The following is a 26,521-nucleotide window of genomic DNA, read 5'->3' as shown; positions in this document are numbered from 1 at the left end:
TTAACATAAAAGGCAGGAGAAATCTCCTGCCTCTAAAGAACTGTGATGAAGATTGAAACCAAAATATATTACCCAACTATGGCGGCGGTTGAAGAAGCCGCCAGAAAACTACAAGATGTTGCTGAGGTCACACCGTTGACCACTAGCAAGCGCTATTCAAAGGAATTTGAATCTAACATATTATTTAAACGCGAGGATTTACAGCAGGTGCGTTCTTATAAAGTGAGAGGTGCTTACAACAAAATGGCATCCTTGAGCCCTACGCAAATAGAAAATGGCATCGTGTGCGCCAGTGCTGGCAACCATGCCCAAGGTGTGGCTCTATCTTGTAAGTTATTGAAAATTAAAGGCACTATTTTCATGCCCGCTCCCACGCCTAAACAAAAAATTGAGCAAGTCAATATGTTTGGTGAGGATTATACCGAAGTGGTTTTGGTTGGCGACACGTTTGACGATGCCAACGCTGCCGCAATGGAGGAATGCAAGCGCTTAGACAAAACTTTTATCCATCCGTTTAACGATGAAAAAGTAATTGAAGGCCAAGCTACCATGGCTCTCGAAATTATTGACCAAGCCCAACATCCCATCCATTATGTCTTTGTTCCTGTTGGCGGCGGCGGATTATCGGCTGGATTGTCATCTGTGTTCAAGGAATTTTCCCCAAACACTAAAATTATAGGTGTAGAACCTAAAGGCGCACCGTCCATGTCTACCTCAATTCAGAATCAACGAAATACTGAGTTAAACAAAATTGAGAATTTTGTTGATGGGGCTTCAGTAAAACGCGTTGGCGACCTAAATTTTGCAATTTGTCAACGGAATTTAGATGCCATGATCACCGTAGATGAAGGTAAAGTCTGTGAAGTTATGCTCGATCTGTATAATAAAGATGCGATTATTGTTGAACCGGCAGGTGCTTTAAGTATTGCGGCTTTAGATCAGTACGCCGATGAAATCAAGGGGAAAAACGTCATCTGCATTGTAAGCGGCAGCAATAATGATATTACCAGAACTGCCGAAATAAAAGAGCGTGCCCTATTATACGCCAATCTCAAACATTATTTTATCATCAAGTTTCCGCAACGTGCCGGTGCACTCCGTGAGTTTGTGGTAGATATTTTAGGCCCAGATGATGATATCACTTATTTTGAATACACCAAAAAAACAAATCGTGACAATGGTGCCGCCGTTGTGGGATTAGAATTAAAATCAGCCGATGATTTAGAGCCTTTGATCTCCAAAATGAAACGTCGAAATTTCTATGGCGATTACCTAAACGATAAACCAGATTTATTTCAATTTTTAGTATAAAACAATCTTATGAACAATATTCCAGAACAGTATCAAATTAAATCACTAATCCATCAAAACAGCTATTTAGTAGACGGCGAACTAAAATCCTGGTCTGGAGAAAGCTCAGAAGTTTATTCTACTATTTCGTCAACAGAAACCTATAAGCCTACATTGTTGGGCTCCATACCAACCTTAGGCGAAAAAGAAGCCTTAGAAGCTTTGGATGCTGCGGTAAATGCCTATGACAAAGGTCAAGGGTTATGGCCAACCATGAAGGTCAAAGACCGAATTGACTGTATGGAGAAGTTTGTCACCCAAATGAAAACCAAACGTGAGGAAATTGTAAAATTACTCATGTGGGAAATTGGCAAGACCCTTCCTGATTCAGAAAAAGAATTTGATAGAACGGTAGATTATATTTATGATACCATTGAAGAGTACAAGCAATTGGACCGGGATAATGCCAAATTTGAAAAAAATGATGGTGTTTACGCACATATTAGAAGAGGACCACTTGGGGTTGTCTTGTGTTTAGGCCCCTACAACTATCCTTTAAATGAAACTTTTGCACTGTTGATTCCTGCATTGATCATGGGCAATACCGTCATTTTTAAACCTGCAAAATATGGAGTTTTATTGATTTCGCCATTATTGGAGGCCTTCCAAAGCAGCTTTCCAAAAGGTGCCGTTAATATTCTTTACGGACGTGGAAGAACCGTTGCAACTCCAATTATGCAGTCTGGAAAAGTTGATGTTCTAGCACTTATCGGGAATAGTAAATCGGCCAATGCCTTACAAAACCAACATCCAAAAAGCAATAGGTTACGATTGGTTTTGGGCTTGGAAGCTAAAAACCCGGCCATTGTATTACCAGATGCTGATTTGGACTTGGCCATCGATGAGTGTATCGCTGGTACAACGTCATTCAACGGACAACGCTGTACGGCGCTTAAAATAGTTTATGTCCATGAAGATATCGTTGACGAATTCAATAAGCGGTTCTCAGCAAGAGTTGACGCTTTAAAATTTGGCAATCCTTGGGATCCTGGTGCTAAATTAACCCCATTACCTGAATCAGATAAACCACAATACATACAAGAGTTAATTGATGATGCACTTGAAAAAGGTGCGAAAATATTAAATGAGAAAGGGGGTGAAACCACTGAAAACTATATTTTCCCAGCTGTCTTGTATCCCGTCAACAAAGAGATGCGCGTTTTTCAAGAGGAGCAATTTGGCCCTGTAATTCCAGTACTTTCATTTAAAGACATCAATGAACCTTTAGACGATATGGCAGAATCCAATTACGGACAGCAGGTGAGTTTGTTTGGAAGTGATGTCAAAACCTTGGCGCCGTTGATTGATACTTTAGTGAACTTGGTATGTCGGGTCAATTTAAATAGTTCTTGTCAACGCGGACCGGATGTCTATCCGTTTACCGGCAGAAAAGATTCAGCTGTGGCGACTTTAAGTGTGCATGACGCTTTACGTTCCTTTTCCATTCGGACTTTTGTAGCCTCTAAAGACAATACATATAACAATGCCATTTTAAAGAACTTATTAGATAGTAAAGGCTCAAATTTTGTGAGTACGGACTATATTCTTTAAAAAAGGTTAAAAATTATTTGAAATATTAAATTAATTGTTACATTTGATCTATGCTTATAATGAAAAATAAAATACGTCCATCAAGTCCCGCAATGGTATTGCGCAGACGCTGTGCATTCTAACCTAAAAAGAAGTCGCTAACGTATATTTATTTTTTCACCTTGATCACATCACCACACATAATTTACTTTTCAAATTCAGTTGTTACAATTAACAGCCGTTTTAGGATATGTCCTGTTTTGTTCCGTCGCCCTTAAGGGTGCGTACTATTTATGGAACCTAGGTGAGTCCGGTTCTTCTTTTCGACAACTTAATCTTAATTATTTTTAATCAAAACTTCAAAACAATGGACATTGTTATTGCTAATAAATCTCATGTTATTTATGCTCAGATCATTTGCGACACCATTGCAGAATCAGCAAAAGTAAGAGGCACAGGCATTGCAAAACGTACCCCGGAGTATATCATTTCTAAATTAGAGAATGGAAATGCTGTAATCGCTTTAGATGGCGATACCTTTGCAGGCTTTTGCTACATTGAAGCTTGGGGCCATGGCAAATTTGTTGCCAATTCCGGATTGATAGTACATCCTGACTATAGAGAACAAGGCTTAGCCAAGAAAATAAAAGCACGTATTTTTCAGCATTCCAGAGAAAAATTTCCGGATTCTAAAATATTCAGTATCACAACTGGATTGGCGGTTATGAAAATGAATAGTGAATTGGGCTATAAGCCTGTAACTTTTTCTGAATTGACAGATGATCAGAGTTTCTGGAAAGGCTGTCAGACCTGTAAAAACTACGACATTCTTCAGCGTATGGAGCAGCGTATGTGTTTGTGCACCGGAATGCTTTACGACCCGAAGGCCATAGATAGAGATGAGCCAAAAACAGTAAAAACAAAGACCTTTCAAAGATTAAAACAGATTAAACAGAATTTGTTTTTAAAAAAAGATAAATCATGAGCAAAAAATTAGTTTTAGCCTATAGCGGCGGATTGGATACGTCTTACTGTGCCGTCCATTTGAGTAAAGACTTAGGCTATGAAGTACATGCGGTAAGTGTCAATACTGGCGGATTTACTTCTGAAGAAATCAAAAACATAGAATCCAATGCCTATAAAATGGGCGTTGCCACTTATAAAAACCTTGATGCCGTGGCTTCTTATTACGAGAAAGTCGTCAAATATTTGATCTATGGAAATGTGTTAAAAAACAATACCTATCCCTTATCTGTAAGTGCGGAACGTATCATTCAAGCCATTGAAATTGTTGAATATGCCAAAAGTATCAACGCCGGATTTATTGCCCATGGTAGCACGGGTGCGGGTAACGATCAAGTACGATTTGATATGATTTTTCAAACCTTGGCACCACATATTGAAATCATCACGCCAATTAGAGATCTGAAATTGTCCAGACAGGAAGAAATCGATTATCTAAAAAGTAATGGTGTAGATATGTCTTGGGATAAAGCCAAATATTCCGTTAACAAAGGACTTTGGGGCACAAGCGTTGGCGGTGAAGAAACATTGACTTCAGAAAAACCTTTGCCAGAACATGCTTATCCGTCTCAATTGGAGAAACAAGGTTCAGAAAAAGCAACCTTGACTTTCAAAAAAGGACAATTTGTAGCACTCAATGGGCAGGCCAATTCACCAGAGAAGAATATTGAAGCACTACATACCTTGGCATCAGCTTATGCTATCGGACGCGATATTCATGTTGGTGATACCATAGTTGGTATTAAAGGCCGTGTTGGTTTTGAAGCCGCAGCAGCACTCATTACGATAAAAGCACATCACTTATTGGAAAAACATACACTTACAAAATGGCAATTGCAGCATAAGGAATACCTCTCAAGTTTTTATGGCATGCATTTGCACGAAGGCCAATATTTGGACCCAGTGATGCGCAACATAGAAGCGTTTTTAGAGAGCAGCCAACAAAACGTATCAGGAGATGTTGTGGTCACCTTAAAACCTTACCATTTTATGTTAGATGGCATCACTTCTGAACATGATTTGATGAACGCCAAGTTTGGTAGCTATGGCGAAATGAATAAAGGATGGACCTCAGATGAAGCCAAAGGCTTTATTAAAATAATTGGCAATCAGAATAAAATATATCACCAAGTAAATTCGGAATCATGATTGACGTAGGGATTATTGGAGGTGCCGGTTATACGGCAGGCGAGCTGATCCGCCTACTCTTGAACCATCCAAAAACAAAACTCAATTTTATTTATAGCACTTCCAATGCCGGAAATAAGGTGCACAAAGTACATCAGGATTTGGTGGGCAGCACCGATTTGGAGTTTTCAAGTACTATCAATCCAGAGGTAGATGTTTTGTTCCTGTGCCTGGGGCATGGCAATTCAAAAGCATTTTTGGAAAGTCACAAGTTTTCGTCCAAAACTAAAATCATCGATTTAAGCAATGATTTCAGATTGGAAAAAGATCGTGATTTTCAAGACATGCATTTTGTTTACGGCTTGCCGGAATTGAACAAAGAGACCATTAAAAAAGCTGACTATATTGCAAACCCTGGATGCTTTGCTACGGGAATTCAATTGGCACTTTTACCCTTGGCTGCACATCATCTTTTAAATAACGATGTCCACGTCAACGCCGTTACAGGTGCAACGGGCGCAGGAACCTCATTGTCTGATACGACCCATTTTTCATGGCGAGACAATAACTTCTCGCATTATAAGGCCTTTTCGCATCAACATTTGGGAGAAATCAATGAAAGCATTTTTGCACTGCAAAAAGATGCGACTTCCGAAATCATTCTTGTGCCCAATCGCGGAAACTTTTCACGAGGAATATTTACGACGGCTTACACCCATTTTGACGGAAGTTTGGAGGATGCCAAAAGTTTGTATAAAACCTATTATAAAGATGCAGTATTTACGATTGTTTCTGACGAAGAAATTCATTTAAAACAAGTGGTCAATACCAATAAATGCCTCCTTCATTTATACAAGTACGACAACAAATTGTTAATCACGAGTATTGTGGATAACCTATTGAAAGGGGCTTCGGGACAAGCCATTCAAAACATGAATTTGATGTTTGGTTATGAAGAATCGCAAGGATTAAAATTAAAAGCGAACTTTTTTTAATATTACCTAAACCTGTCAGTCCCGAAAATTTTAGGGATGAAACCTGACCGGTCTTAACACATTTCAAGTATGAAAATAGCAATAATAGGAACAGGAAATTTAGGAAAATCAATCGCAAAAGGTTTGATTAATACTAATGCGATCACAACGCTCTATCTCACGAAAAGAAACACGGACAGCATCGCTGAATTTGACGGATACAAAAACGTAAACCTCACCACGGACAACGCATTGGCCGTTAAAAACTCCGATATCATCATTTTAGCCGTTCAGCCATCACATTTAGAAGGTGTTTTAAAAGGAATCTCTTCTCTTCTTACTGAAAATCATGTACTGATTTCAACCGTCACCGGATTTAGTATTGATAAAATCGAGACTATTGTTGGTGCTGATCAATTTATTATCAGAGCCATGCCAAATACGGCGATAGCGGTAGGCAAATCAATGACCTGTATTTGTAGCAACCTTAAAGGGACCAAACGGATTAAAGTTGCAGAGGCTATTTTTAATCGCTTAGGACATTCATTGGTCATTCCAGAATCCCAAATGCAAGCTGCAACAGTAGTGTGTGCCAGTGGGATTGCATTTTGGATGCGATTGATTCGCGCCACCACGCAAGCCGCCATTCAATTAGGTTTTGACGCCAAGGAAGCTCAAGAATTGGCCATGCATACCAGTGAAGGTGCCGCAAGTTTATTGATTGCCAATGGTCATCATCCAGAAGAGGAAATTGATCGGGTGACCACGCCAAAAGGCTGTACCATTGAGGGCTTAAATGAAATGGAGCACAAGGGTTTAAGTTCGTCGTTGATACAAGGAATGATAGCTTCTTACAACAAAATCAGTAATATTAGAAAAGAACAAGTATGAGTTTATTTAATGTCTATCCGCTTTTTGATATCACGCCGGTACGAGCCAAAGACCTTGCTGTTTTTGATGATCAAGGCGTCGAATATTTAGATTTATACGGTGGCCATGCCGTAATTTCCATAGGCCATTCACACCCAGAATATGTATCGGCTATTTCGAATCAAGTAAAGAATCTGGGGTTCTATAGCAATGCCATTCAAAATCCGCTGCAAGAATCCTTAGCCAAAGAACTTGGGCGCATTTCAGAATGCCAAGACTACCAATTGTTTTTATGTAACTCTGGTGCTGAAGCCAATGAAAACGCGCTCAAATTAGCGTCTTTTCACACAGGAAAGAAGAATATCCTTGCGTTTAAGAACTCCTTTCACGGACGTACCTCAGCAGCCGTTGCCGCCACTGATGATCCAAAGATTGTTGCCCCATTAAACGCACAACAACACGTGGATTTTGTGGCTTTGGGCGATTTGCAAGCCGTAGAAAACATTTTGAAAAAAGAGGAAACATGTGCCGTTATTATTGAATGCATCCAAGGTGTGGGTGGATTGGATGAAAGTACAGAGGCGTTTCACCAAGGTTTGGAAAAGTTATGCAGAACGTACAACGTCATGTTAATTGCAGATGAGGTCCAATCTGGCTTTGGAAGAACCGGCGATTTCTTTGCATTTCAAAAATACGGGTGGACACCAGATATTATTTCCATGGCCAAAGGTATGGGCAACGGATTTCCAATTGGTGGCATCTTGATCCACCCAGATATTAAAGCCTCGTTTGGATTGTTAGGAACTACATTTGGTGGCAATCACTTGGCTTGTGCAGCTTCTTTAGCCGTACTAAAAGTTTTGGAATCCGAAAATTTGATGGAAAATGCTGAGGAGATGTCGGCGTATTTTATTCAGAAAGCCCAAAACCTACCCCATTTAAAAAGCATTAAGGGACGCGGATTAATGCTGGGATTGGAATTTGATTTTGCAGTGGCAGAATTGCGAAAAAAACTCATCCACACCCATAAGATATTTACCGGAAGTGCTAAAAATCCTAATTTAATCAGAATTCTTCCACCATTGACGATTCAGAAAAAACATATCGATTTGTTTTTTGAAGCCTTGAAACAGGAGTTAATGGTAATGAATGGGAGTCAGCAATAACGAACCGAACCTCTCAGGTTTTTGAAACTTGAGAGGTTTAAACAACGCACCAACCTGCAAGTAGGTTTGAATAGAAAATTAATAAATACCTTCCCGATAGCAATCGGGATCGCAGATATAATGAGATCACCTCCCGATAACTATTTGAATCGCGAGGTTAGAGAACAGCCCCGAAGGGGTGGAATATCAATAGAAAACGAATTGATAAACCATAAAAGCCCTGAAGGGGCGAAATATATTAGAAAACGCATAAACAAATACCCAAAGTCCTGTAAGGACGACATATCAATCTCCAAGGTTTCAAAAACTTGGTGGTTTATAGAAGAGATTAAGTCGAATTAAAAAGATTCTCGCTGGAGTTTATCTTGAGCGGAGTCGAAAGACGGGAAATAAAGATGAAAAAATACACCGAAATAAATGATATTTCCAACCTCTCAGAGATGATAAAGGAAGCTATTTTACTCAAAATGCAACCTTCTGAATTTTCGGATTTGGGAAAGCACAAAACTTTAGTCATGTTGTTTTTCAACTCAAGTTTAAGAACTCGATTGAGCACAGAAAAAGCAGCGCGACATTTAGGAATGCACGTGAGTATTCTCAATATCAATGACGCTTGGAATATTGAATTTGAAGATGGAAGCATCATGAATGCAGGCAGCTCTGAACACATCAAGGAAGCCGCCCAAGTGATCTCACAATATGCCGATATTATCGCGGTCCGTGCGTTTCCAACGCTTACCGATAAAGCTAAGGACGCTTCCGAGTATATTGTAAATAGTTTTATAAAATATGCCACGGTACCAATTGTGAATATGGAAAGTGCTACGGCGCATCCCTTGCAAGCTTTGGCTGATGCAATTACCATAACTGAGCTTTCTGAAAAGCACAAACCAAAAGTTGTGTTGTCATGGGCGCCACATCCAAAAGCATTGCCACAAGCTGTGGCCAATTCGTTTGTTGAAATGATGCAAAAGATGGACGTCGATTTGACCATCACCCATCCGGAAGGCTATGAACTTGATGAGAACATCACCAAAAACACACCAATTAATCACAATCAAGAAGAAGCTTTAAAAAACGCCGATTTTGTTTATGTGAAAAACTGGAGCAATTATAAAGACTACGGAAAAGTCTTAAATCAAGACCCCAATTGGATGATGACCAAAGAAAAATTGGGCAATGCCAAATTCATGCATTGCTTACCGGTTAGACGGAATGTGGTGGTGGAAGATGCGGTTTTAGATGGTGACAATTCCGTAGTGATCAAACAGGCCAACAATAGAACTTTTGCGGCGCAGGTGGTTTTGAAACAAATATTAGAAAGACTATAGAGACCAGACAGGTTTCAAATATAGGATGAAAAATTAAAAAAAACCGTTGAAGTCTATCTTGAGCGGAGTCGAAAGACTGGCATAAAATGAAAACATTAAAAATTATTAAAATAGGTGGTAATATCATTGATAATGAAGCGGCATTGTCTTCTTTTTTGGAGGTATTCGCAACTATCAACTCGCCTAAGATCCTGATTCACGGTGGTGGTAAATTAGCCACACAATTGGCCAATCAACTGGGTCTTGAAGTGAAAATGATTGATGGTAGACGTATTACCGACAAGGCCACTTTAGACCTCATTACCATGGTTTATGCTGGAAAAATCAACAAAAATATAGTGGCAGAACTGCAATCAAAAAATTGTAACGCTATCGGATTTTCCGGTGCAGACGGCAACACCATTATTTCCAAAAAGCGTCCCGTAAAACCCATCGATTTCGGATTTGTAGGCGATGTCAAAAAAGTGAATATCGAAACACTGCAAGTTTTATTGGAACACAAGGTGACCCCAGTATTTTGCGCATTGACCCACGACAAAAAAGGACAACTTTTAAACACTAATGCCGACACCATCGCTTCTGAACTGGCCATTGGATTTGCCAAATACTATCAAACGGAGTTATATTATTGCTTTGAGAAAAACGGAGTCTTGAGAGATGTGTCTGATGAAAATTCGGTAATCAGAGAGATCACTACCCAATCCTATCAAAATTTAATTGATGATAAAGTCATCGTTGACGGCATGCTTCCAAAACTGAACAATTGTGTTCATGCCATTGAGAAAAATGTTTATAAAGTCTGCATCGGAAAACCAGAAATGCTCTATGACGATAAGGCTAATTTTACAACCATTACCAAATGATACAAAAACTGACCACAGATGCCATTGCATTGCTGAAAAACTTGATTGAAATCCCTTCCTTTTCATCTGAAGAGGACAATACCGCTAAGTTGATAGAGCAATGGTTTCAAAAATTTAATATCAAATATAATCGGACCGTCAACAACGTTTGGGCAATAAACAAACATTTTGACGACTCAAAACCCACCTTATTGCTCAACTCCCATCACGATACTGTCAAACCGAATAGTGCATACACCAAAGATCCTTTTAAGGCTATTGTTGAAGACAGCAAATTATATGGTTTGGGAAGTAATGACGCGGGTGGCTGCTTGGTTTCTTTAATCGCCACATTTACGTATTTTTATGAGCAACCAAACCTAAACTACAATTTGGTCATTGTCGCTTCCGCTGAGGAAGAAAGCAGCGGTCCGAATGGGCTGAACAGCATGTTGAATGTTATCCCAAAAATTGATGTGGCCATTGTAGGTGAACCTACCTTGATGCAACTGGCCATTGCCGAAAAAGGCCTTGTGGTTTTTGATGCCAAGGTAAAAGGAACGCCAAGTCATTCGGCGCATCCAAATGATGATAATGCCATTTACAATTGTATTGAGGTGTTGCAATGGTTTAAAGATTATAAATTTGAGAAGGTGTCAGATGCCTTAGGTGAGGTTAAATTGACCGTATCGCAAATAAAAGCCGGAAAACAACATAATGCCGTACCTGCCGAAGTGGATTTGGTGGTGGATGTGCGTGTAAATGATTGTTATACAAATGCTGAAATTGTGGAAATCCTCCAAAAGGAAGCGCCATGCGACAGCATTGTTCCACGAAGTTTACGATTAAACTCATCGTCCATTCCAAAAGAACATGCTTTGGTACAGGCGGGTATCGCTTTGGGTCGTGGAACTTACGGGTCGCCAACCCTTTCAGATCAAGCGGTTTTAACCTGTCCGTCGTTAAAATTAGGGCCTGGTGACAGCACCCGATCGCATTCCGCTGATGAATTTATTTATATTAGTGAGATTGAGGAAGGGATTGAAATTTATATCAAATTATTAAATAAGATATTGTAAAGAACAAAGGATAGAGACAAAAGAACAAAGATTTTCGCGCTTTAAGTGCAGTCTTTATTCTAACAGCGAAGCGGTCTTTATTCTTTATTCTGAAATTTTAAGAATTAAAATTTTTTGTATGAAACTCTGGGATAAAGGTATTAGTATTGATAAAAAAATAGAGCAATTTACTGTTGGAAACGACCGAGAAATTGACTTACACATTGCCAAATATGATATTCAGGCGTCTTTGGCTCATGCCAAAATGCTTCAATCCATCGGGATTTTATCGAAGGACGAATTAGTGCAATTAGAAGGTGGATTAGAAATCTTAGCACAACAAATTGAAGAGGGGACGTTCACCATCGATTCACAATTTGAAGATGTGCACTCTAAAATAGAATTTGAACTCACCAAAACCTTGGGAGAAGTCGGAAAAAAAATCCATACGGCGCGTTCAAGAAATGATCAGGTTTTGGTGGCGCTACAGCTTTATTACAAGGAAAATATCGGTATCATCTACGATAAAACAGAAGTGTTTTTCAACACATTGCTAGACTTGGCTGAAACCCACAAGAAAGCCTTACTGCCAGGATACACACATTTGCAGGTGGCCATGCCCTCGTCTTTTGGTTTATGGTTTTCTGCTTACGCAGAATTACTGATTGACGATGTGTATCTACTTAATGCAGCTCTAAAAACCGTGGATCAAAATCCATTAGGCTCAGCGGCGGGTTATGGGAGTTCTTTCGGAATTGATCGGGAATTGACGACCAAAAAATTGCAATTTTCCACTCTCAAGTACAATGTGGTTGCCGCCCAAATGGCTCGCGGTAAAAGTGAACGTACCATTGCTCTAACTTTGGGCAGCCTGTGCAACACTATGGCGCGTTTTGCAATGGATATCTGTCTGTATATGAGCCAGAATTTCAGTTTTATCACCTTTCCTGATGAATTGACTACGGGAAGCAGCATCATGCCCCATAAAAAGAATCCTGATGTCTTTGAACTGATTCGTGGTAAGTGTAATAAAATTCAAGCCTTACAGACGGAAATGATACTGATCACCAATAACCTTCCAAGTGGCTATCATCGCGATTATCAGTTGTTGAAAGAAAATATGATTCTTGCCATCAATGACGTCAAGGATATCTTAGATATCTTTAACTATGCCATTCAGCAAATAGAAGTCAAGAACATTGATTTGAACGATGCAAAATATCAGTATCTATTTACGGTAGATAATATGAATACCTTGGTAGAAGGTGGAATGAGTTTCCGAGAAGCCTATCAAGTTATTGGGCAACAAGTCCAGGAAGGGACTTATAAACCGGATACGTCAAAAGAACACACGCATAAAGGCAGTATGGGGAATTTATGCTTAGATGAAATAAAAACAAAGTTTCCAAAATGCGAAAAGCATCCGTGATGGATGCTTTTCTGAAGATCTACTATTTAATAATTCTGACTAACTAAATTAACTTTAAATAATAGTAGATTGTCCTAAATGAATGTTTGTAAAATTCATATTAGTGTCTTTCGGATTATTTATAAAATCTTCAATAAAATCGCCCACTTTAGTGGTCGAGATATGATTGAATTTGGTATTTAGATCTGGTGTTGTAATGTTTAATTTTAACGAACGTTCCACTCCTTCCCTAATCAATTCGGCTTCTTCATATAACTCAAAATGATCCAACAACATGGCTGCAGATAAAATTGAGGCAATCGGATTGGCGATGCCCAAGTCTTTTGCCTGCGGATAAGAGCCGTGAATAGGTTCAAACATGGCAAAGTAATCTCCAACCGACGCAGAGGCCAACAAGCCAATAGAGCCGCCAATAACACTTGCCTCGTCACTAATTATATCGCCGAACATGTTTTCCGTCAAGATGACATCAAATTGTTTCGGATTTAAAATAATCTGCATGGCAGCATTATCAACAAATAAGTAGTCGAGTTTTACGTCTTTGTATTCTTGTGAAATTTCGGTCACTACTTTTCGCCATAAACGCGATGATTCCAAAACGTTGGCTTTATCTACCAAGGTCACTTTACGCTTTCTGGATTGAGCCGATTTAAAGGCCAAATGCGTGATGCGTTCAATCTCTGAACGTGAATACACACATAGGTCAGAAGCGGTATTACCGTCTTCGCTTAATGTTTTTTCACCAAAATATATGCCTCCGGTCAACTCTCTATAAATACAAATATCAGTGCCTTTTATGAATTGCTTTTTTAAAGGCGATTTGTCCAAAAGCGTATCATAAGCCTTAACCGGCCTGATATTGGCATATAAACCCAACTCCTTGCGCAATTTAAGTAACCCTTGTTCTGGACGCACTTGAGCATCCGGATTATTATCATATTTTGGATCGCCAATGGCACCAAACAAAATGGCATCAGTGGCTTTACACACATCGAGCGTTTCTTTTGGTAACGGGTCTCCAGTTTCATCAATGGCAACAGCACCTGCTGATGCGTATTTGAATTGAAACGAATGATCAAATTCTTGGGCAATCGCTTTCAATACTTTCACAGCTTGTGCGGTTACTTCAGGTCCTATGCCATCTCCTGGCAATACAGCTATTTTTAATTTCATAAATTCCTGCGAAGGGAGGAATCCCCTACCTTCATTATTTTAATGTTTGTGTTTTTCTTTTTACTCAATTTTTGTCAATACATCAAAGCTATTTTTCAAACCTACTTGCAGGTTGTTCTTAATACTCTTGCAACGTTTTTTCAAACGCTTCAATGGAATCTTTTTTGCTCAATAAATAATCAATATCGTCATAACCATTGATCATACAGGTTTTTTTGTAGGCATCAATTTCAAAATCTTCTGAATGGTTTGAGCCATCAATACCAATGGTTTGCGCTTCTAAATCTACAGTGATTTTGGTCTTTGGATCTGCTGTAATCGTGGTCATCAATTCCTTTAAAAATTCAGGAGATACCTGAACCGGTAGTAATCCGTTGTTAAGTGCATTCCCTTTAAAAATATCAGCAAAGAAACTTGATACGATCACTTTAAATCCATAATCGGTCAATGCCCATGCCGCATGTTCTCTACTGCTGCCACATCCAAAATTATCTCCAGCCACCAAAATAGGTCCTTCAAATTGCGGCTGGTTCAACACGAAATTGGTGTTGACCGAGCCATCTTTTTGAAATCGCCAATCCCTAAATACATTTTTGCCAAAACCATCGCGATTGGTAGCTTTCAAAAAACGCGCAGGAATAATTTGATCCGTATCGACGTTTTCGATATCTAAGGGAATTGCTGTTGCTGTTAAGGTTTTAAATTTTTCCATGTTTACTTCACGTCTTTCGACTCCGCTCAAGATAAACTCCAGCGGGTATTTCTTAAATTATTCTTTTATATTTTAGCTACGTCCCGATTGCTTTCGGGAACACCATTGTTTTTCGGTAGCTTTATTATAAGTTTCTGTCCTTTTCAAAACTGACAGATTGGTATTTAATTCAACTGTTTCGTAATATCAATAATCTTTCCTTCCACGGCCGTTGCGGCGGCCATCAATGGGCTTGCTAAAATGGTTCGCGCGCCTTGACCTTGTCTGCCTTCAAAATTTCTATTGGAGGTAGAGACGCAATATTCGCCTTGAGGAATTTTATCATCGTTCATCGCCAAACATGCGGAACATCCTGGTTGACGCAATTCAAAACCGGCATCATCAAAAATAGATTTTAAACCTTCTTCTATAATTTGGGCTTCCACTTGTTTACTACCAGGAACTAACCATGCCGTCACATTATCTGCTTTTTGTTTGCCCTTAATATAATTGGCCGCAATTCGGAAATCTTCAATTCTCGAATTGGTACAACTGCCTATAAAAACGAAATTGATCGGTTTGCCAATTAAGGTCTCTCCCTTCTTAAAGTCCATATATTCCAAAGCTTTATCAAAAGAAGCGTCACTGGTTTCAGGAATAAATTCGGAAATCTTAATACCCATCCCAGGATTGGTACCATAGGTAAGCATCGGCTCTATATCTGCGGCATCAAAGTGATATTCTTTATCAAAAACCGCATCTTCATCAGTTGGCAAGGTTTTCCAATAGGCCACTTTTTGATCGAACTCCTCTCCTTTTGGAGCAAATTTTCGGCCTTTTACATATTCAAAAGTGGTTTCATCTGGAGCAATCATGCCGCCACGTGCGCCCATTTCAATACTCATATTACAAACGGTCATACGACCTTCCATCGACATGTTTTCAAACACATCACCAGCATATTCACAAAAATAACCAGTACCTGCATTGGTACCGATTTTTGAAATGATATATAAAATGACATCTTTAGGAAGCACGCCATTTTTCAACGTCCCGTTTACCGTTACTCTTAAGCTTTTCGGTTTTGTAAGCAGTAAGCACTGGCTTGCAAAAACCTGCGCCACTTGACTGGTCCCAATCCCAAAGGCGATGGTTCCAAAAGCCCCGTGGGTTGAAGTATGGCTATCACCACAAACAATGGTCATCCCCGGTTGGGTGATGCCCAATTCTGGTGCCATAACGTGTACAATGCCGTTATATTTATGCCCTAATTCATAAAGGGTAATATTGTTTTTTATACAATTTTCAGAAAGTTGCTCCAGCTGTTTTCGTGAAAGCGCATCTTTAATTGGCAAATGCTGATTGATGGTTGGCGTATTATGATCGGCAGTTGCCACAATTTGATCAGGTCTGAAGATTGGAATATTGCGTTGCTCGAGCTCATTAAAAGCTTGCGGACTCGTTACTTCATGAATCAGGTGTTTATCGATATACAATATTTGTGGACCGTTGTCTATAGTGTCCACTACATGTGCATCCCAAACTTTATCAAACAAAGTTTTTCCCATCTTAAGCTGAAATTATTTGTTGGTACACTTTACTGGTTTCAATAATTTGATGAATATCAGTGTCGTTAATTTCTTTATTAACATCGGCAAAATCCAAGAAATTGGCATAAACGGCATCCAGCTGTAATTTTGTCAACTCATAACCCACATTTTTAGCGCGATAAGCCAATGCTGCACGACCACTTCTCGCAGTCAATACAATGGCAGACTCTGTAACCCCAACATCTTTAGGGTTAATGATTTCATAAGTTTCCCGATTTTTTATCACCCCGTCCTGATGGATTCCAGAACTATGTGCAAAAGCATTAGCGCCAACTATAGCTTTGTTTGGCTGCGTATAAATGCCCATGTTTTCAGAAACAAGTTGGCTAATACCGTACAAATGTTCTGTTTTTATATTGGTATCCAAATTAAGATATGGATGCTGTTTTAAAACCATGACCACTTCCTCAAGGGCCGTGTTTCCAGCGCGTTCCCCAATTCCGTTGATGGTACATTCAATTTGTCTTGCACCGTTGATCACGCCTTCAATGGAGTTGGCAGTTGCAAGTCCTAAATCGTTATGGCAATGACATGATAAAATAGCTTTTTCAATGCCCTTAACATTTTCTTTTAAGTATTTTATTTTGGCTCCGTATTCACTCGGCAAACAGTATCCTGTAGTATCTGGAATATTTAAGACGGTTGCTCCAGCCTTAATGGCCATTTCACAAACACGTGCTAAAAATTCATTATCGGTCCGTCCGGCATCTTCCGCGTAGAATTCTACATCTTCCACAAACCTCTTTGCAAATTTGACCGCCTCAAAAGCACGTTCCAAAATGGCATCTTGATTGGAGTTGAATTTATATTTAATGTGCGATGCTGAAGTGCCAATACCCGTATGAATTCTTGGGTGTTTAGCATATTTCAGGGCCTCTGCGGCAACTTTGATATCGTTTTCAACCGCACGTGTCAATCCACAAACAATGGTGTTTTTTACTAATTTTGAAATCTCCTCAACAGATTTAAAATCGCCAGGGCTTGAAACCGGAAATCCAGCTTCAATGACGTCAACGCCTAACTGCTCGAGTTGCTCTGCAATAATCAATTTTTGATCAGTATTGAGCTTACATCCAGGTACTTGCTCGCCATCTCTTAAAGTTGTGTCGAAAATTTGAACATTATTATCAGACATTTGTTGCATATTATTTTTGTATTGACAAGCTAATTTATACTTTGTATTTAATTTCAATGATGCAATGCTTTGACTTTTACGACGTTCAGTCGATTTTAAATATTTTACATACTTGATTATCATAAACTTAAGTGCCATTTTAACGTGATGACTAAAGAACAAAAAGATAATTTATTTCAACTGGTGAAATCATTAACCAAGTCCGAAAAACGTCAATTTAAACTGTATGTTGGTCGGCTTGACGTTAATGCCGATTCCAAGTTTTTAAATCTTTTTAATTATATGGACAAAGCCAAGCGCTATGATGAACCGGCCATCATAAAAACGGGCATTGTCAAAAAACAACAATTGGCGAATGTGAAGGCGCATTTGTATAAACAGATTTTAATTAGTTTAAAGCTCAATCCGTCCCATCAAAACATTCGATCTCAAATACGAGAACAGCTTGATTTTGCCTCTATTTTATATCACAAAGGTCTTTATAAACAAAGCTTGAGAATTCTGGACAAGGCCAAGGAACTTGCCATGCAACATGAGGAGAAAAATCTTGCTTATGAGATTGTAGAACTCGAAAAAATTATTGAGTCGCAGTATATAACACGCAGCATCAGCACAAGGGCCGATGAGCTCACCCTTCAAGCCAAAGAGTTGAGTGAATTGAATGTGATTGCAAGTAAACTCTCTAATTTATCGTTACAATTGTACAGTATTATCTTAAAAACAGGTTATGTAAAAAATGCAGAAGAAGGTCGAAAAATAAAGACCTATTTCAACGATCGATTGCCAAAGTTTAAAATTTCAGAGGTTGGTTTCAGAGAAAAATTATGGCTTTATAACACCTATTTGTGGTACAGTTTCTTACTGCAGGATTTTTTAAACTGTTTTAAATACGCCTCAAAATGGGTGGATTTATTTTATGACAATCGCCATATGATCAGTTTAAATCCGGTGTCCTTTTTAAAAGGTAACAACTATCTTTTGGAAGCCCTATTTTTTATCCGAGATAAGCCGAGATTTTTACAACAACTTCAAATTTTAGAAGATCAAATAGAAGCACCTGATTTTCCTAAGGACGAAAATGTAGATGCCCTCGTTTTCTTGTATTTGAATTTCCATAGAATCAATCAACATTTTATTGATGGCAGTTTTGATGAAGGCCTGAACCTCATCCCGAGAATTGAAAATAAACTAAAAAAGTACAACAATCGTCTGGATGAGCACCATAAAATGATTTTTTACTATAAATTTGCAAGCTTACAATTTGGGGCAGGAAATAACAAAGCTTGTATTTTCTATTTGGATAAGATTATTTCTAATAAATCACTGTCCATGCGGGAAGATTTGCAGACTTTTGCCCGTGTTTTGAATTTGGTGGCACATTATGAGGCTGGAGTGGATTATCATATGGATAGTCTGTTGAAAAGCACGTATAAGTTCCTTATCAAAATTAATGATCTGTACGAAGTTCAAAAGGAGATGATAAAGTTTATTAAAGGCTTGCAGGATATTTATCCGCATGATCTGAAAAACGCATTTATTGAACTTCACAAAACTTTAAAAACTTATGAGGATCATCCTTATGAGCGCCGCGCATTTTTGTATTTGGACATCATTTCATGGTTAGAAAGCAAAATTGAGAACAAACCTGTTGGACAAATAATAAGAGATAAATATTTGGCGGAGTTTGTGAAATAGCGACATATTAATATAAACATCAGCACTATTTTATGCCATTTATAAGACTTTCTTTTTTTATCATTTTCGCAACAGTTACTACCAATATCAAAGCTCAAGGCTTATTCCGGAAAAAAGACTCTATTATTACCCAGACTCTATCGCAAGCTTGGGAGCTTGACCGCAAAGATAAGAATGGTACCTTCAGGTTAAACTCTTACCAACCCTTTTATGTGATGCCTGTACATTGGAGCAATCGTATCAATACACAGCCTCAAAGTGTGGGACAAGAGCCAGCCTTTGACGAACCAATTCGACTTCACTCCACTGAAGTTAAATTTCAGATCAGTTTTAAGACAAAAGTATTACAATCGTTTCTATTTGGAACAGGTGATCTTTGGGTGGGCTATACCCAGATTGCCCATTGGCAAGTTTATAATAAACAACTATCACGGCCTTTTAGAGAGCTTAATTATGAACCCGAACTTATTGCTAATTTTCCATTAAATTTCAATCTGTTGGGTTTTAATGCGAAAATGGCGGGCGTGGCTTTCAATCATCAATCCAACGGAAGACCAGATCCAATTTCAAGAAGTTGGAACCGTGTAATCTTGCACCTTGCCTTAGAACGTGACAATTATCAAATCTATCTCAAACCTTGGATGCGGATTGGTGGGGGCTCAGAGGATGATGATAATCCAAAAATTGAAGATTACGTTGGGCGTGCTGAAGCCAACATCATATATAGAAAAAATGGCCACAGTATGAATCTTTTGTTACGCAACTCACTGTCGTTTAAAGACAATCATGGGAGCGTTCAATTCAATTACATGTACCCGATCAGAAATAACCTAAGAGGCCATTTACAGATATTTAGCGGTTATGGCGAAAATCTGATCGACTATAACCACTATCAAACCACCGTGGGACTGGGGATTTCTTTTGTGGAATGGTAAATACCTTGATGCATATAGCCATCACCCATTCTAATATATTAAATAGCTAATAAAGTAGGTAAGGTTTTCCTTTTTGTTTAAAACTATCAACCGCCATGGCCCAATCTTCAATTATAGTTTTTGGGGATTCGCCAGACTCCAATTTCAAACGAACTTCTGGTGTACCGAGCAAACCATCTAACCTTGGCTGCCTTAGTTCAAGTCGTTCATGATACAGTGTTCTTAACGCGTGTAAGATATAAATGCCCGCTTGGGCCGATTTAAACGAATTCCTATCCGTTACTACCATTTCAATCCCTTTCACTTCTTCACCCAGAAATTTAGGAGGGTAAAATTTTATGCCATCCACAATACTATCTGGTACAAAACGGATTGGTTTAAATTCTATACCACGCAATTGGTAACTATTTAATTGTTCTGCCAACTTATTACCATCTATCCATGGAGCGCCAATTTGTTCAAATGGACGCATCGTCCCTCGACCATCTGATATATTGGTGCCTTCAATTAAACAGGTGGCTGGATACATTGTTGCGGTTTTAAGCGTAAGCATATTTGGGGAAGGTTTTATCCATGGCAGCCCAGTGTCGTCATACCATTGCTGTCTGCCATAGTTTTTCATAGGAATGACTGTTAAGTCCGCTTCCACAAGTCCATTAACTTTTCGATTTCCATTGAACATACGGGCAAGCTCACCAACCGTCATTCCATGAGTTATCGGAATTGCACCATTTTCGGCAATTGGCTCTACGGGTCCATCTACATATTCCCCACCTATAGGGTTTGGGCGATCCAACACGAGAAAGGGTACTTCATTTTCTGCCGCTGCCTCTTGAGCCCACAACATGGTTTTTATATAGGTGTAATACCGTGCGCCTATGTCTTGAATGTCAAAAATCAGAACATCTACTTGGGCTAACATCTCAGCGGTCGGTTTACGAGTTTTGCCATAAAGTGAAATAATCTTTAAACCTGTCTCAGCGTCCATTCCATGCTCCACGTGATTGTCTTCTTCCCCTCGTAGTCCGTGCTCAGGCCCAAAGAGCAAGGTCAGTTCAACTTCTGGATGCTTATAAAGTACATCTATGATATGTTGACCGTCGGGTAACAAGCCTGTATGATTTGTAATTAAGCCAATGCGTTTATTCTGAATTTTGGAAAAGAATTCTGATGAAAATAATTGTTCTGCTCCGACTATAACACGTGAGAATTCGGTCCTCTTTTCTAAACTGCTATTTTGATCTTTTTTGATCTGTTGACAGGAAAATGACATGGAAATAAGCAGAAGGAAATAAAAGGGTCTTGAAAATTGCATAAATGTGGTTACAACAGTTTAAAAATAGCGATAGTTTAAAAATTGGAATGGAAATTAAGTATCCCAAGCGTAATTTTAAATGAACTGCATCCCGAATAAAATCTTCAATTTGCATCTGGTTAATTAAAAAATAGCGAAAGACCATAATATACTATTCGTTCTTAATCCATTCAAATTATTAATTAAATATATACTTTTTTAGTAGAAGATTTATACTCTTAACAATCATAATCTGAAATAGATAGAATTGAATGTTTAGATTTTCTGAACATTATTTTCAAACCAATAGATCATTTATAACCTGTTCTTTTATTGTTTACTAAAAATCAAGAACCTCGGGGGTCCATCCGATCCTCACGGGCGGGCAAGTCCACGAGATATGAATAAAGAATTGTCTTTTCGATCGCGGCAAGCCTCGGAGTATGAAAACCCACTGGTGGGAATAAAATTTCCAATCTATAACTAACAAAAAGTGCTGCTTCAAAATTGAAACAGCACTTTTTTGCCATAGGTCAATTGATTTTAATTCTCACACTCTGGAGCGTAGACATATTGAAAAGCCTCGTCTTTTACTTCCGTTGAACTCGTTAACGAAGTCATTTTTTGAAAGCTGTTGTCTTTAAAAACTACATACATTGGACTGTCAATCACATTAAAATTGCCATCTTCATTTGAACTTAAGCTAATGATGTCCTGATTCTGATTTTTAAGCAGTTCTATTCCAGAATACGTCAAGGTATTTGATTTGAGCAAAATTTTATCCAATTCAACGCCATTCTTGATGGCTCTAATTTGGAATTGCTGTTGCGAATTACTGTCCAGACCTGCTTCACCAAATACGAATCTAATTTCAGGATTCGTGTTACTCACCATTGTTTTTTGAGAAATCAAACCACCCCAAATCCATCCTATCTGCGGCCCCATTTTTACTTTGTACCATCTGCTGGTAACGCCATCAATGGTTTGTGGTCTTTCACTTTTTTCCAATAACCGCACATAGGTCCCAATGGCAATGGTGGTCAACTGTTGGCACTGTGCTGCAGGACAATCTCTAAGTGACACGTGATCTACCAAAAGGTAACGGGAAGCCTTGGAGGCTGATGTGGTGTAAATGTCAAATTCTACTTCTTTGCTTTGTGAAAATACGGAAGTTGCCAAGATAAGCAATCCGATGAGCATAATGTTTTTTAAGGTTTTCATACTGTTATATTTTAAAGGTTTATATTTTATTTACCTCTAAAGTAGTATGATATTTCGCTTGAATTGGTGGTGTTTTAGTATTCGTCAGAGATGATTTAGTATTTGTGGAAAGGTTGGGGATTGGAGATTAATCTAAACAACAAAACCCTTCGTCATGAAGGGTTTTGAATGTGGTCCCACCTGGGCTCGAACCAGGGACCACTTGATTATGAGTCATAAATTTTCAATTTTCATGTACTTTCATTAACTTTCTTATGCTCTCATAATCAATATATTAACACATAATATTTTTCATTTAGCCATATATAATTTACTTTTATACCTGCAATTGTTGTACTTATGTTGTACTATGGTTCGAATAAAATCAACTCCGATATGGCTACTATTAAAACAGTTCTTCGAAAGACAAAACTAGATAATAATAAATTTCCAATCTATTTGCGAGTTACGCATTTAAGAAAATCAAAGTTTTTCAGAACACCGTTTAATTCAACATTGAAAGAATGGAATGAAAAAACAGGTGAGTTCAATTCCAAAAATGACAATGCGATACAAAACAACAGAGTTCTTAATAAATTTAAAAGCAGAGTATTAAAAATTATAAACGATTTTGAAATTGAAAACAAAGATTTCAGTTTTAAAGTTCTGGAACACGAGCTTAGATTGATCTATAATCCTCTTCAGAACAATTTTTTCAATTTTTTCAATTCGATTACTCAGGAAATGCTCGATAGTAACAGAATTGGAAGCGCTGATGTCAACAAATACACATCCCTATCGTTATTAATGTTCAATAATAATTCGTCAGACTTAAATTTTGAGGAAGTAGATGCCGATTTCTTATATAGATATGAAGTATTCTTAAGAAGTAGAGGAGGTACAGATGGCGGAATTGGAGTAAAAATGAGAGCTATCAGGGCCGTATATAATTTGGCAATAGCGCGAAACTTCACAAAAGAAAGTAATTACCCTTTCAAAAAATATAAAGTATCAAAACTTAAAAGTAAAGGACAGAAAAGGGCTCTTTCAGCTGCAGACCTTTCTAAAATTACGAAGCTGGATTACGCCAAACACCCTCACCTGATCTATGCCCGTGATTACTTCTTATTTAGCTATTACACAAGAGGTATGAACTTTGCTGATATGCTAAAACTGAAATGGTCAGACATTTCGGATGGTAGAATATTTTATACGAGATCTAAAACTCAAGCTAATTTTTCAATAAAGATATTAGAGCCAGTAAAGCTGATTTTAGAATCCTATAAAGCTCAAAATTTACCAACACCATATGTTTTTCCGATACTTTTAAAGGAAAAACTTACTCCCATGCAGATAAAGTATAGAAAACATAAGGTTTTAAGGAGATTCAATAAAGACCTAAAAGAAATCGGAGAATTATGTGGTATAAATCAAAACCTAACCAGTTACGTAGCAAGACATACCTTCGCAAATACCATGAGGAAAAATGGTAGTTCAACCGAAATTATTAGCGCTAGTTTAGGACATAAGGAATTGAGCACTACTAAGGCATATTTAAAGGAATTGGAATCCCCTGAGCTTGATGAAGCTTGCGAATTATTAGTTCAACAAATAACAGAATAGATTTCTTCCTTCGTCAGGTTAAATCTATCACATACTGTAATGTAACAAAGAAGCCATTGTACACATTTTTAAATTTAAGATTTACTATTGGATGTCTATAGAAATTTTTCAAAATAATCTCTTTTTAATGTCTACTCCCATATAGTCCTGCCAAATGACCAATACGTATTTCTCCTTTCCATATTCTGTTCTTTTTATGAAGCCGAATTCATAGACAAATAAATACACCTCACCTTTCTGGTTTTTCCAATAATGTGTAAAGAAATTGGGGTCAAATCCCTGATCCAATAAAACTTGGGCCCTGATGGTGACCTTACCGCCCTTGTTATATTCCTTGAGTAACCTACGGTTTAATTTGAGCTGATTATCCACCTTATTATAAAAACGTTCCGGATTCTGCTTTTCTTTTTGATATTGATATGCACTTTTGCACTGCGGATCACAAAATTTCTTATCTGATCTCCCCACCAATTCCTTACTGCAATGAAGACATTTATTATTAATTCTCATTTTAAAACGATTTATTAGAAGATTATACGTATCCTATTCGTATAAGGTACGGTTAAATCATTTACATCCATTAGATTGCATAAAAAAAGTCATGGAGAAAGGTAGAAGTGTCACGCTAAAACATCTTTTAATTAAGGAGAAGCGCTATATCGGGTTACAATTCAACACAGATAAAGTCATTCACGCCCTTGTTAAGCAATTGCCAGAGGTGAAATGGAGCAACACCTATAATATGGCTTACATTGTGAACAACAAAAACAATCTCAATAAGATCTTCCAGATCTTCAATGGTGTTGCCTGGGTCAATTGTAACCACTTTTTTGATAAAAAGATTATCAAACAGAATAACGAAGACATCGATATTACTTGGTTTAGAAAAAGGCAGCTCCCAACCACATACCGGGTTTGTCCTACCAATTATTTGGATAAATTAGAGTTGAAAAAATACGCCAACAACACTGTTAAATCTTATGTATCCACTTTTGAAGCTTTTATCAACTATTACAACACCAAGGAATTAATCGAAATCAACGAGCTTGATGTCAGAACTTATGTATTAAAGTTAGTTCAAGAAGACAAGTCAAACTCCTATATAAATTCTGCCATAAACAGCATTAAATTTTATTACGAATCTGTCCTTGGAATGCCCAATAGGTTTTACGAAATAGAAAGACCAAGAAAAGAAAAAAAATTACCTAAAGTGCTTTCTAAGGAAGATGTCTTAAGTATTATAGCCAATACGAACAACCTAAAACACAAATGTATTGTGAGCCTTCTATATTCATCTGGAATAAGAAGGAATGAATTGATAAATTTAAAAATCACGGACATTGATAGTAAACGGATGCTGATACGAATCGAAGCAGCCAAAGGAAACAAAGATCGGTACACCCTTCTTTCGCATTCACTGTTAATAGATCTTCGCGAATACTATAAACAATACAAACCAAAAAAATATATTGTTGAGGGTCTATATGGGAAGCAATATTCAGGACAAAGTATTGGTAAAGTAGTATTAAATGCGGCATTAAAAGCAGGTATCCAGATTCCTGTAACACCCCATATGCTCAGGCATAGTTTTGCCACCCACCTACTGGAGGCAGGCGTAGATTTGAGGCAGATCCAAGTATTATTGGGCCATAGTTCAAGTAAAACAACCGAAATTTACACACATGTTGCCACTACTACATTTCAAAAAATAAAAAACCCACTTGATTTTTAATAAAATATATAAGGATATATAGAACATAATGTTGAATATATCTTAAATTGGCAGTATAATGAACATAATGTTCATTATACAATTGTTAGCAAACATATGAGAAACGCAATCGGATTGATGACATCAATAGTTTTAGTTTTTACAATTTCTTGTAATAAAGAACCGATTGAACCATTTGAATTATCAGTTGCGGATTACAATTATTCTCTTGCATACTCTGTCCTTTATAATCTTACGAATGAAAAATTGACCATTACTTATCGTGGCGATTTAGAAAATGAAAAGGATAGTGTTCTCTACTCTACGTTGGATTTACCGAAACGACAACTTAAAAAAATATCTGAAATTAATATTGATAGCTTAAAAACAAATTATAGGAACGACTGTATTGATGATGGCGATGTGAAGTCATTTACTATCAAAAAAGATTCCTTGTCTAAAACTGTTCATTTATCAAATTATTATCATCCCGAATTAAGTCCTCTAATTGAAATGATAAACGGAATTGTCCCAGAAAAATATCAGATGAATTATGACAAAGACGACTTGATTCAGGAAATGAAAAATTGCGAAAAATATAAAAACGCTGATTAAATAAATACGTTTGCTAACAATGTGTATAAGCAATGGCTTGTCCTCGCTTACTTGGAAAATCCTGCGGATTTTCCAATGGTAAGTACCTGTTTGCAATTGTCCGTGACGAACCACGCCACTGCTCATACACGAAACGTT

General features: G+C 37.9%; 23 protein-coding genes. 16 read left to right on the top strand and 7 right to left on the bottom strand.

Features of this window, described 5'->3' with window-relative positions:
• Nucleotides 1–45 precede the first annotated feature (45 nt).
• The 11 genes from ilvA (at nt 46) to argH (ending at nt 12,701) form a co-directional block, all read left to right on the top strand.
• Nucleotides 46–1,311 carry a threonine ammonia-lyase IlvA gene (gene ilvA / locus H3Z82_RS14150; protein ID WP_182206160.1) on the top strand — a complete coding sequence of 422 codons (1,266 nt, stop codon included), beginning with the start codon at nt 46–48 and terminating at the stop codon, nt 1,309–1,311.
• 9 nt (nt 1,312–1,320) lie between these two features.
• The gene (locus H3Z82_RS14145) at nt 1,321–2,901 is read left to right on the top strand and encodes an NADP-dependent glyceraldehyde-3-phosphate dehydrogenase (RefSeq protein ID WP_182206159.1); all 1,581 of its coding nucleotides are present in this window, start codon (nt 1,321–1,323) and stop codon (nt 2,899–2,901) included.
• 346 nt (nt 2,902–3,247) lie between these two features.
• The gene (locus tag H3Z82_RS14140) at nt 3,248–3,865 is read left to right on the top strand and encodes a GNAT family N-acetyltransferase (RefSeq protein ID WP_182206158.1); all 618 of its coding nucleotides are present in this window, start codon (nt 3,248–3,250) and stop codon (nt 3,863–3,865) included.
• Nucleotides 3,862–5,052, top strand: a complete 1,191-nt coding sequence (locus H3Z82_RS14135) for an argininosuccinate synthase (RefSeq protein ID WP_182206157.1) — start codon at nt 3,862–3,864, stop codon at nt 5,050–5,052. Before H3Z82_RS14140 ends, H3Z82_RS14135 begins: the two co-directional genes overlap by 4 nt.
• Entirely contained in the window at nt 5,049–6,026 is a 978-nt protein-coding gene (argC, locus tag H3Z82_RS14130) for an N-acetyl-gamma-glutamyl-phosphate reductase (RefSeq protein WP_182206156.1), read from the top strand. Before H3Z82_RS14135 ends, argC begins: the two co-directional genes overlap by 4 nt.
• 69 nt (nt 6,027–6,095) lie before the next feature.
• On the top strand, nt 6,096–6,896 hold the full coding sequence (gene proC, locus H3Z82_RS14125; RefSeq protein ID WP_182206155.1) for a pyrroline-5-carboxylate reductase: 801 nt from the start codon (nt 6,096–6,098) through the stop codon (nt 6,894–6,896).
• A complete protein-coding gene (locus tag H3Z82_RS14120) occupies nt 6,893–8,041 on the top strand; it encodes an aspartate aminotransferase family protein (RefSeq protein ID WP_182206154.1) in 1,149 nt (382 codons plus the stop codon). Before proC ends, H3Z82_RS14120 begins: the two co-directional genes overlap by 4 nt.
• Before the next feature lie 395 nt (nt 8,042–8,436).
• Nucleotides 8,437–9,372 carry an N-acetylornithine carbamoyltransferase gene (locus H3Z82_RS14115; protein WP_182206153.1) on the top strand — a complete coding sequence of 312 codons (936 nt, stop codon included), beginning with the start codon at nt 8,437–8,439 and terminating at the stop codon, nt 9,370–9,372.
• Nucleotides 9,373–9,458: 86 nt separating this feature from the next.
• Complete coding sequence (argB, locus tag H3Z82_RS14110) at nt 9,459–10,235, top strand: acetylglutamate kinase (protein ID WP_182206152.1); 777 nt, start codon at nt 9,459–9,461, stop codon at nt 10,233–10,235.
• Entirely contained in the window at nt 10,232–11,293 is a 1,062-nt protein-coding gene (locus H3Z82_RS14105; protein WP_182206151.1) for a M20 family metallo-hydrolase, read from the top strand. Before argB ends, H3Z82_RS14105 begins: the two co-directional genes overlap by 4 nt.
• Before the next feature lie 118 nt (nt 11,294–11,411).
• Nucleotides 11,412–12,701 carry an argininosuccinate lyase gene (argH, locus tag H3Z82_RS14100; protein ID WP_182206150.1) on the top strand — a complete coding sequence of 430 codons (1,290 nt, stop codon included), beginning with the start codon at nt 11,412–11,414 and terminating at the stop codon, nt 12,699–12,701.
• A 54-nt stretch (nt 12,702–12,755) separates the two neighbouring features.
• On the opposite strand, the gene leuB is transcribed toward argH, so the two are convergent.
• From leuB to H3Z82_RS14080, 4 genes are all read right to left on the bottom strand, one after another.
• The gene (gene leuB, locus H3Z82_RS14095; RefSeq protein WP_182206149.1) at nt 12,756–13,874 is read right to left on the bottom strand and encodes a 3-isopropylmalate dehydrogenase; all 1,119 of its coding nucleotides are present in this window, start codon (nt 13,872–13,874) and stop codon (nt 12,756–12,758) included.
• A gap of 118 nt (nt 13,875–13,992) precedes the next feature.
• Nucleotides 13,993–14,586 carry a 3-isopropylmalate dehydratase small subunit gene (gene leuD, locus H3Z82_RS14090; protein WP_182206148.1) on the bottom strand — a complete coding sequence of 198 codons (594 nt, stop codon included), beginning with the start codon at nt 14,584–14,586 and terminating at the stop codon, nt 13,993–13,995.
• Nucleotides 14,587–14,750: 164 nt separating this feature from the next.
• A complete protein-coding gene (leuC, locus tag H3Z82_RS14085) occupies nt 14,751–16,133 on the bottom strand; it encodes a 3-isopropylmalate dehydratase large subunit (RefSeq protein ID WP_182206147.1) in 1,383 nt (460 codons plus the stop codon).
• Nucleotide 16,134: 1 nt separating this feature from the next.
• Nucleotides 16,135–17,310 (bottom strand): 2-isopropylmalate synthase, encoded by a 1,176-nt coding sequence (locus H3Z82_RS14080; protein ID WP_182206237.1) that lies wholly within the window; start codon nt 17,308–17,310, stop codon nt 16,135–16,137.
• Between the two features lie 147 nt (nt 17,311–17,457).
• Between H3Z82_RS14080 and H3Z82_RS14075 the strand changes: the two genes are divergently transcribed.
• Together H3Z82_RS14075 and H3Z82_RS14070 are read left to right on the top strand one after the other, a co-directional pair.
• Entirely contained in the window at nt 17,458–19,005 is a 1,548-nt protein-coding gene (locus H3Z82_RS14075; protein WP_182206146.1) for a hypothetical protein, read from the top strand.
• A 32-nt stretch (nt 19,006–19,037) separates the two neighbouring features.
• Nucleotides 19,038–19,940, top strand: a complete 903-nt coding sequence (locus H3Z82_RS14070) for a phospholipase A (RefSeq protein ID WP_182206145.1) — start codon at nt 19,038–19,040, stop codon at nt 19,938–19,940.
• Between the two features lie 46 nt (nt 19,941–19,986).
• Here H3Z82_RS14070 and H3Z82_RS14065 read toward each other — a convergent pair whose 3' ends face one another.
• Both H3Z82_RS14065 and H3Z82_RS14060 read right to left on the bottom strand, forming a co-directional pair.
• Nucleotides 19,987–21,213 carry an exo-beta-N-acetylmuramidase NamZ family protein gene (locus H3Z82_RS14065; protein ID WP_182206144.1) on the bottom strand — a complete coding sequence of 409 codons (1,227 nt, stop codon included), beginning with the start codon at nt 21,211–21,213 and terminating at the stop codon, nt 19,987–19,989.
• A 564-nt stretch (nt 21,214–21,777) separates the two neighbouring features.
• Nucleotides 21,778–22,455 (bottom strand): SH3 domain-containing protein, encoded by a 678-nt coding sequence (locus H3Z82_RS14060; RefSeq protein ID WP_182206143.1) that lies wholly within the window; start codon nt 22,453–22,455, stop codon nt 21,778–21,780.
• A 375-nt stretch (nt 22,456–22,830) separates the two neighbouring features.
• Here H3Z82_RS14060 and H3Z82_RS14055 point away from each other — a divergent pair, with 375 nt between their 5' ends.
• Nucleotides 22,831–24,057: a site-specific integrase gene (locus tag H3Z82_RS14055; RefSeq protein WP_182206142.1), complete on the top strand. Its 1,227-nt coding sequence runs from the start codon at nt 22,831–22,833 to the stop codon at nt 24,055–24,057.
• 108 nt (nt 24,058–24,165) lie between these two features.
• Here the strand turns inward: H3Z82_RS14055 and H3Z82_RS14050 are convergent, their stop codons facing one another.
• On the bottom strand, nt 24,166–24,567 hold the full coding sequence (locus H3Z82_RS14050; protein WP_182206141.1) for a hypothetical protein: 402 nt from the start codon (nt 24,565–24,567) through the stop codon (nt 24,166–24,168).
• A gap of 91 nt (nt 24,568–24,658) precedes the next feature.
• On the opposite strand from H3Z82_RS14050, the gene xerA reads away from it, so the two are divergent.
• Entirely contained in the window at nt 24,659–25,789 is a 1,131-nt protein-coding gene (gene xerA, locus H3Z82_RS14045; protein WP_182206140.1) for a site-specific tyrosine recombinase/integron integrase, read from the top strand.
• 96 nt (nt 25,790–25,885) lie between these two features.
• Nucleotides 25,886–26,383: a hypothetical protein gene (locus H3Z82_RS14040; RefSeq protein ID WP_182206139.1), complete on the top strand. Its 498-nt coding sequence runs from the start codon at nt 25,886–25,888 to the stop codon at nt 26,381–26,383.
• Nucleotides 26,384–26,521: the final 138 nt, after the last annotated feature.

This window comes from Gelidibacter maritimus (genome assembly GCF_014062315.1).
Lineage (GTDB): Bacteria > Bacteroidota > Bacteroidia > Flavobacteriales > Flavobacteriaceae > Gelidibacter > Gelidibacter maritimus.
The sequence above is the reverse complement of the archived record's forward strand: the minus strand, read 5'-3'. Positions and strand labels throughout refer to the sequence as shown.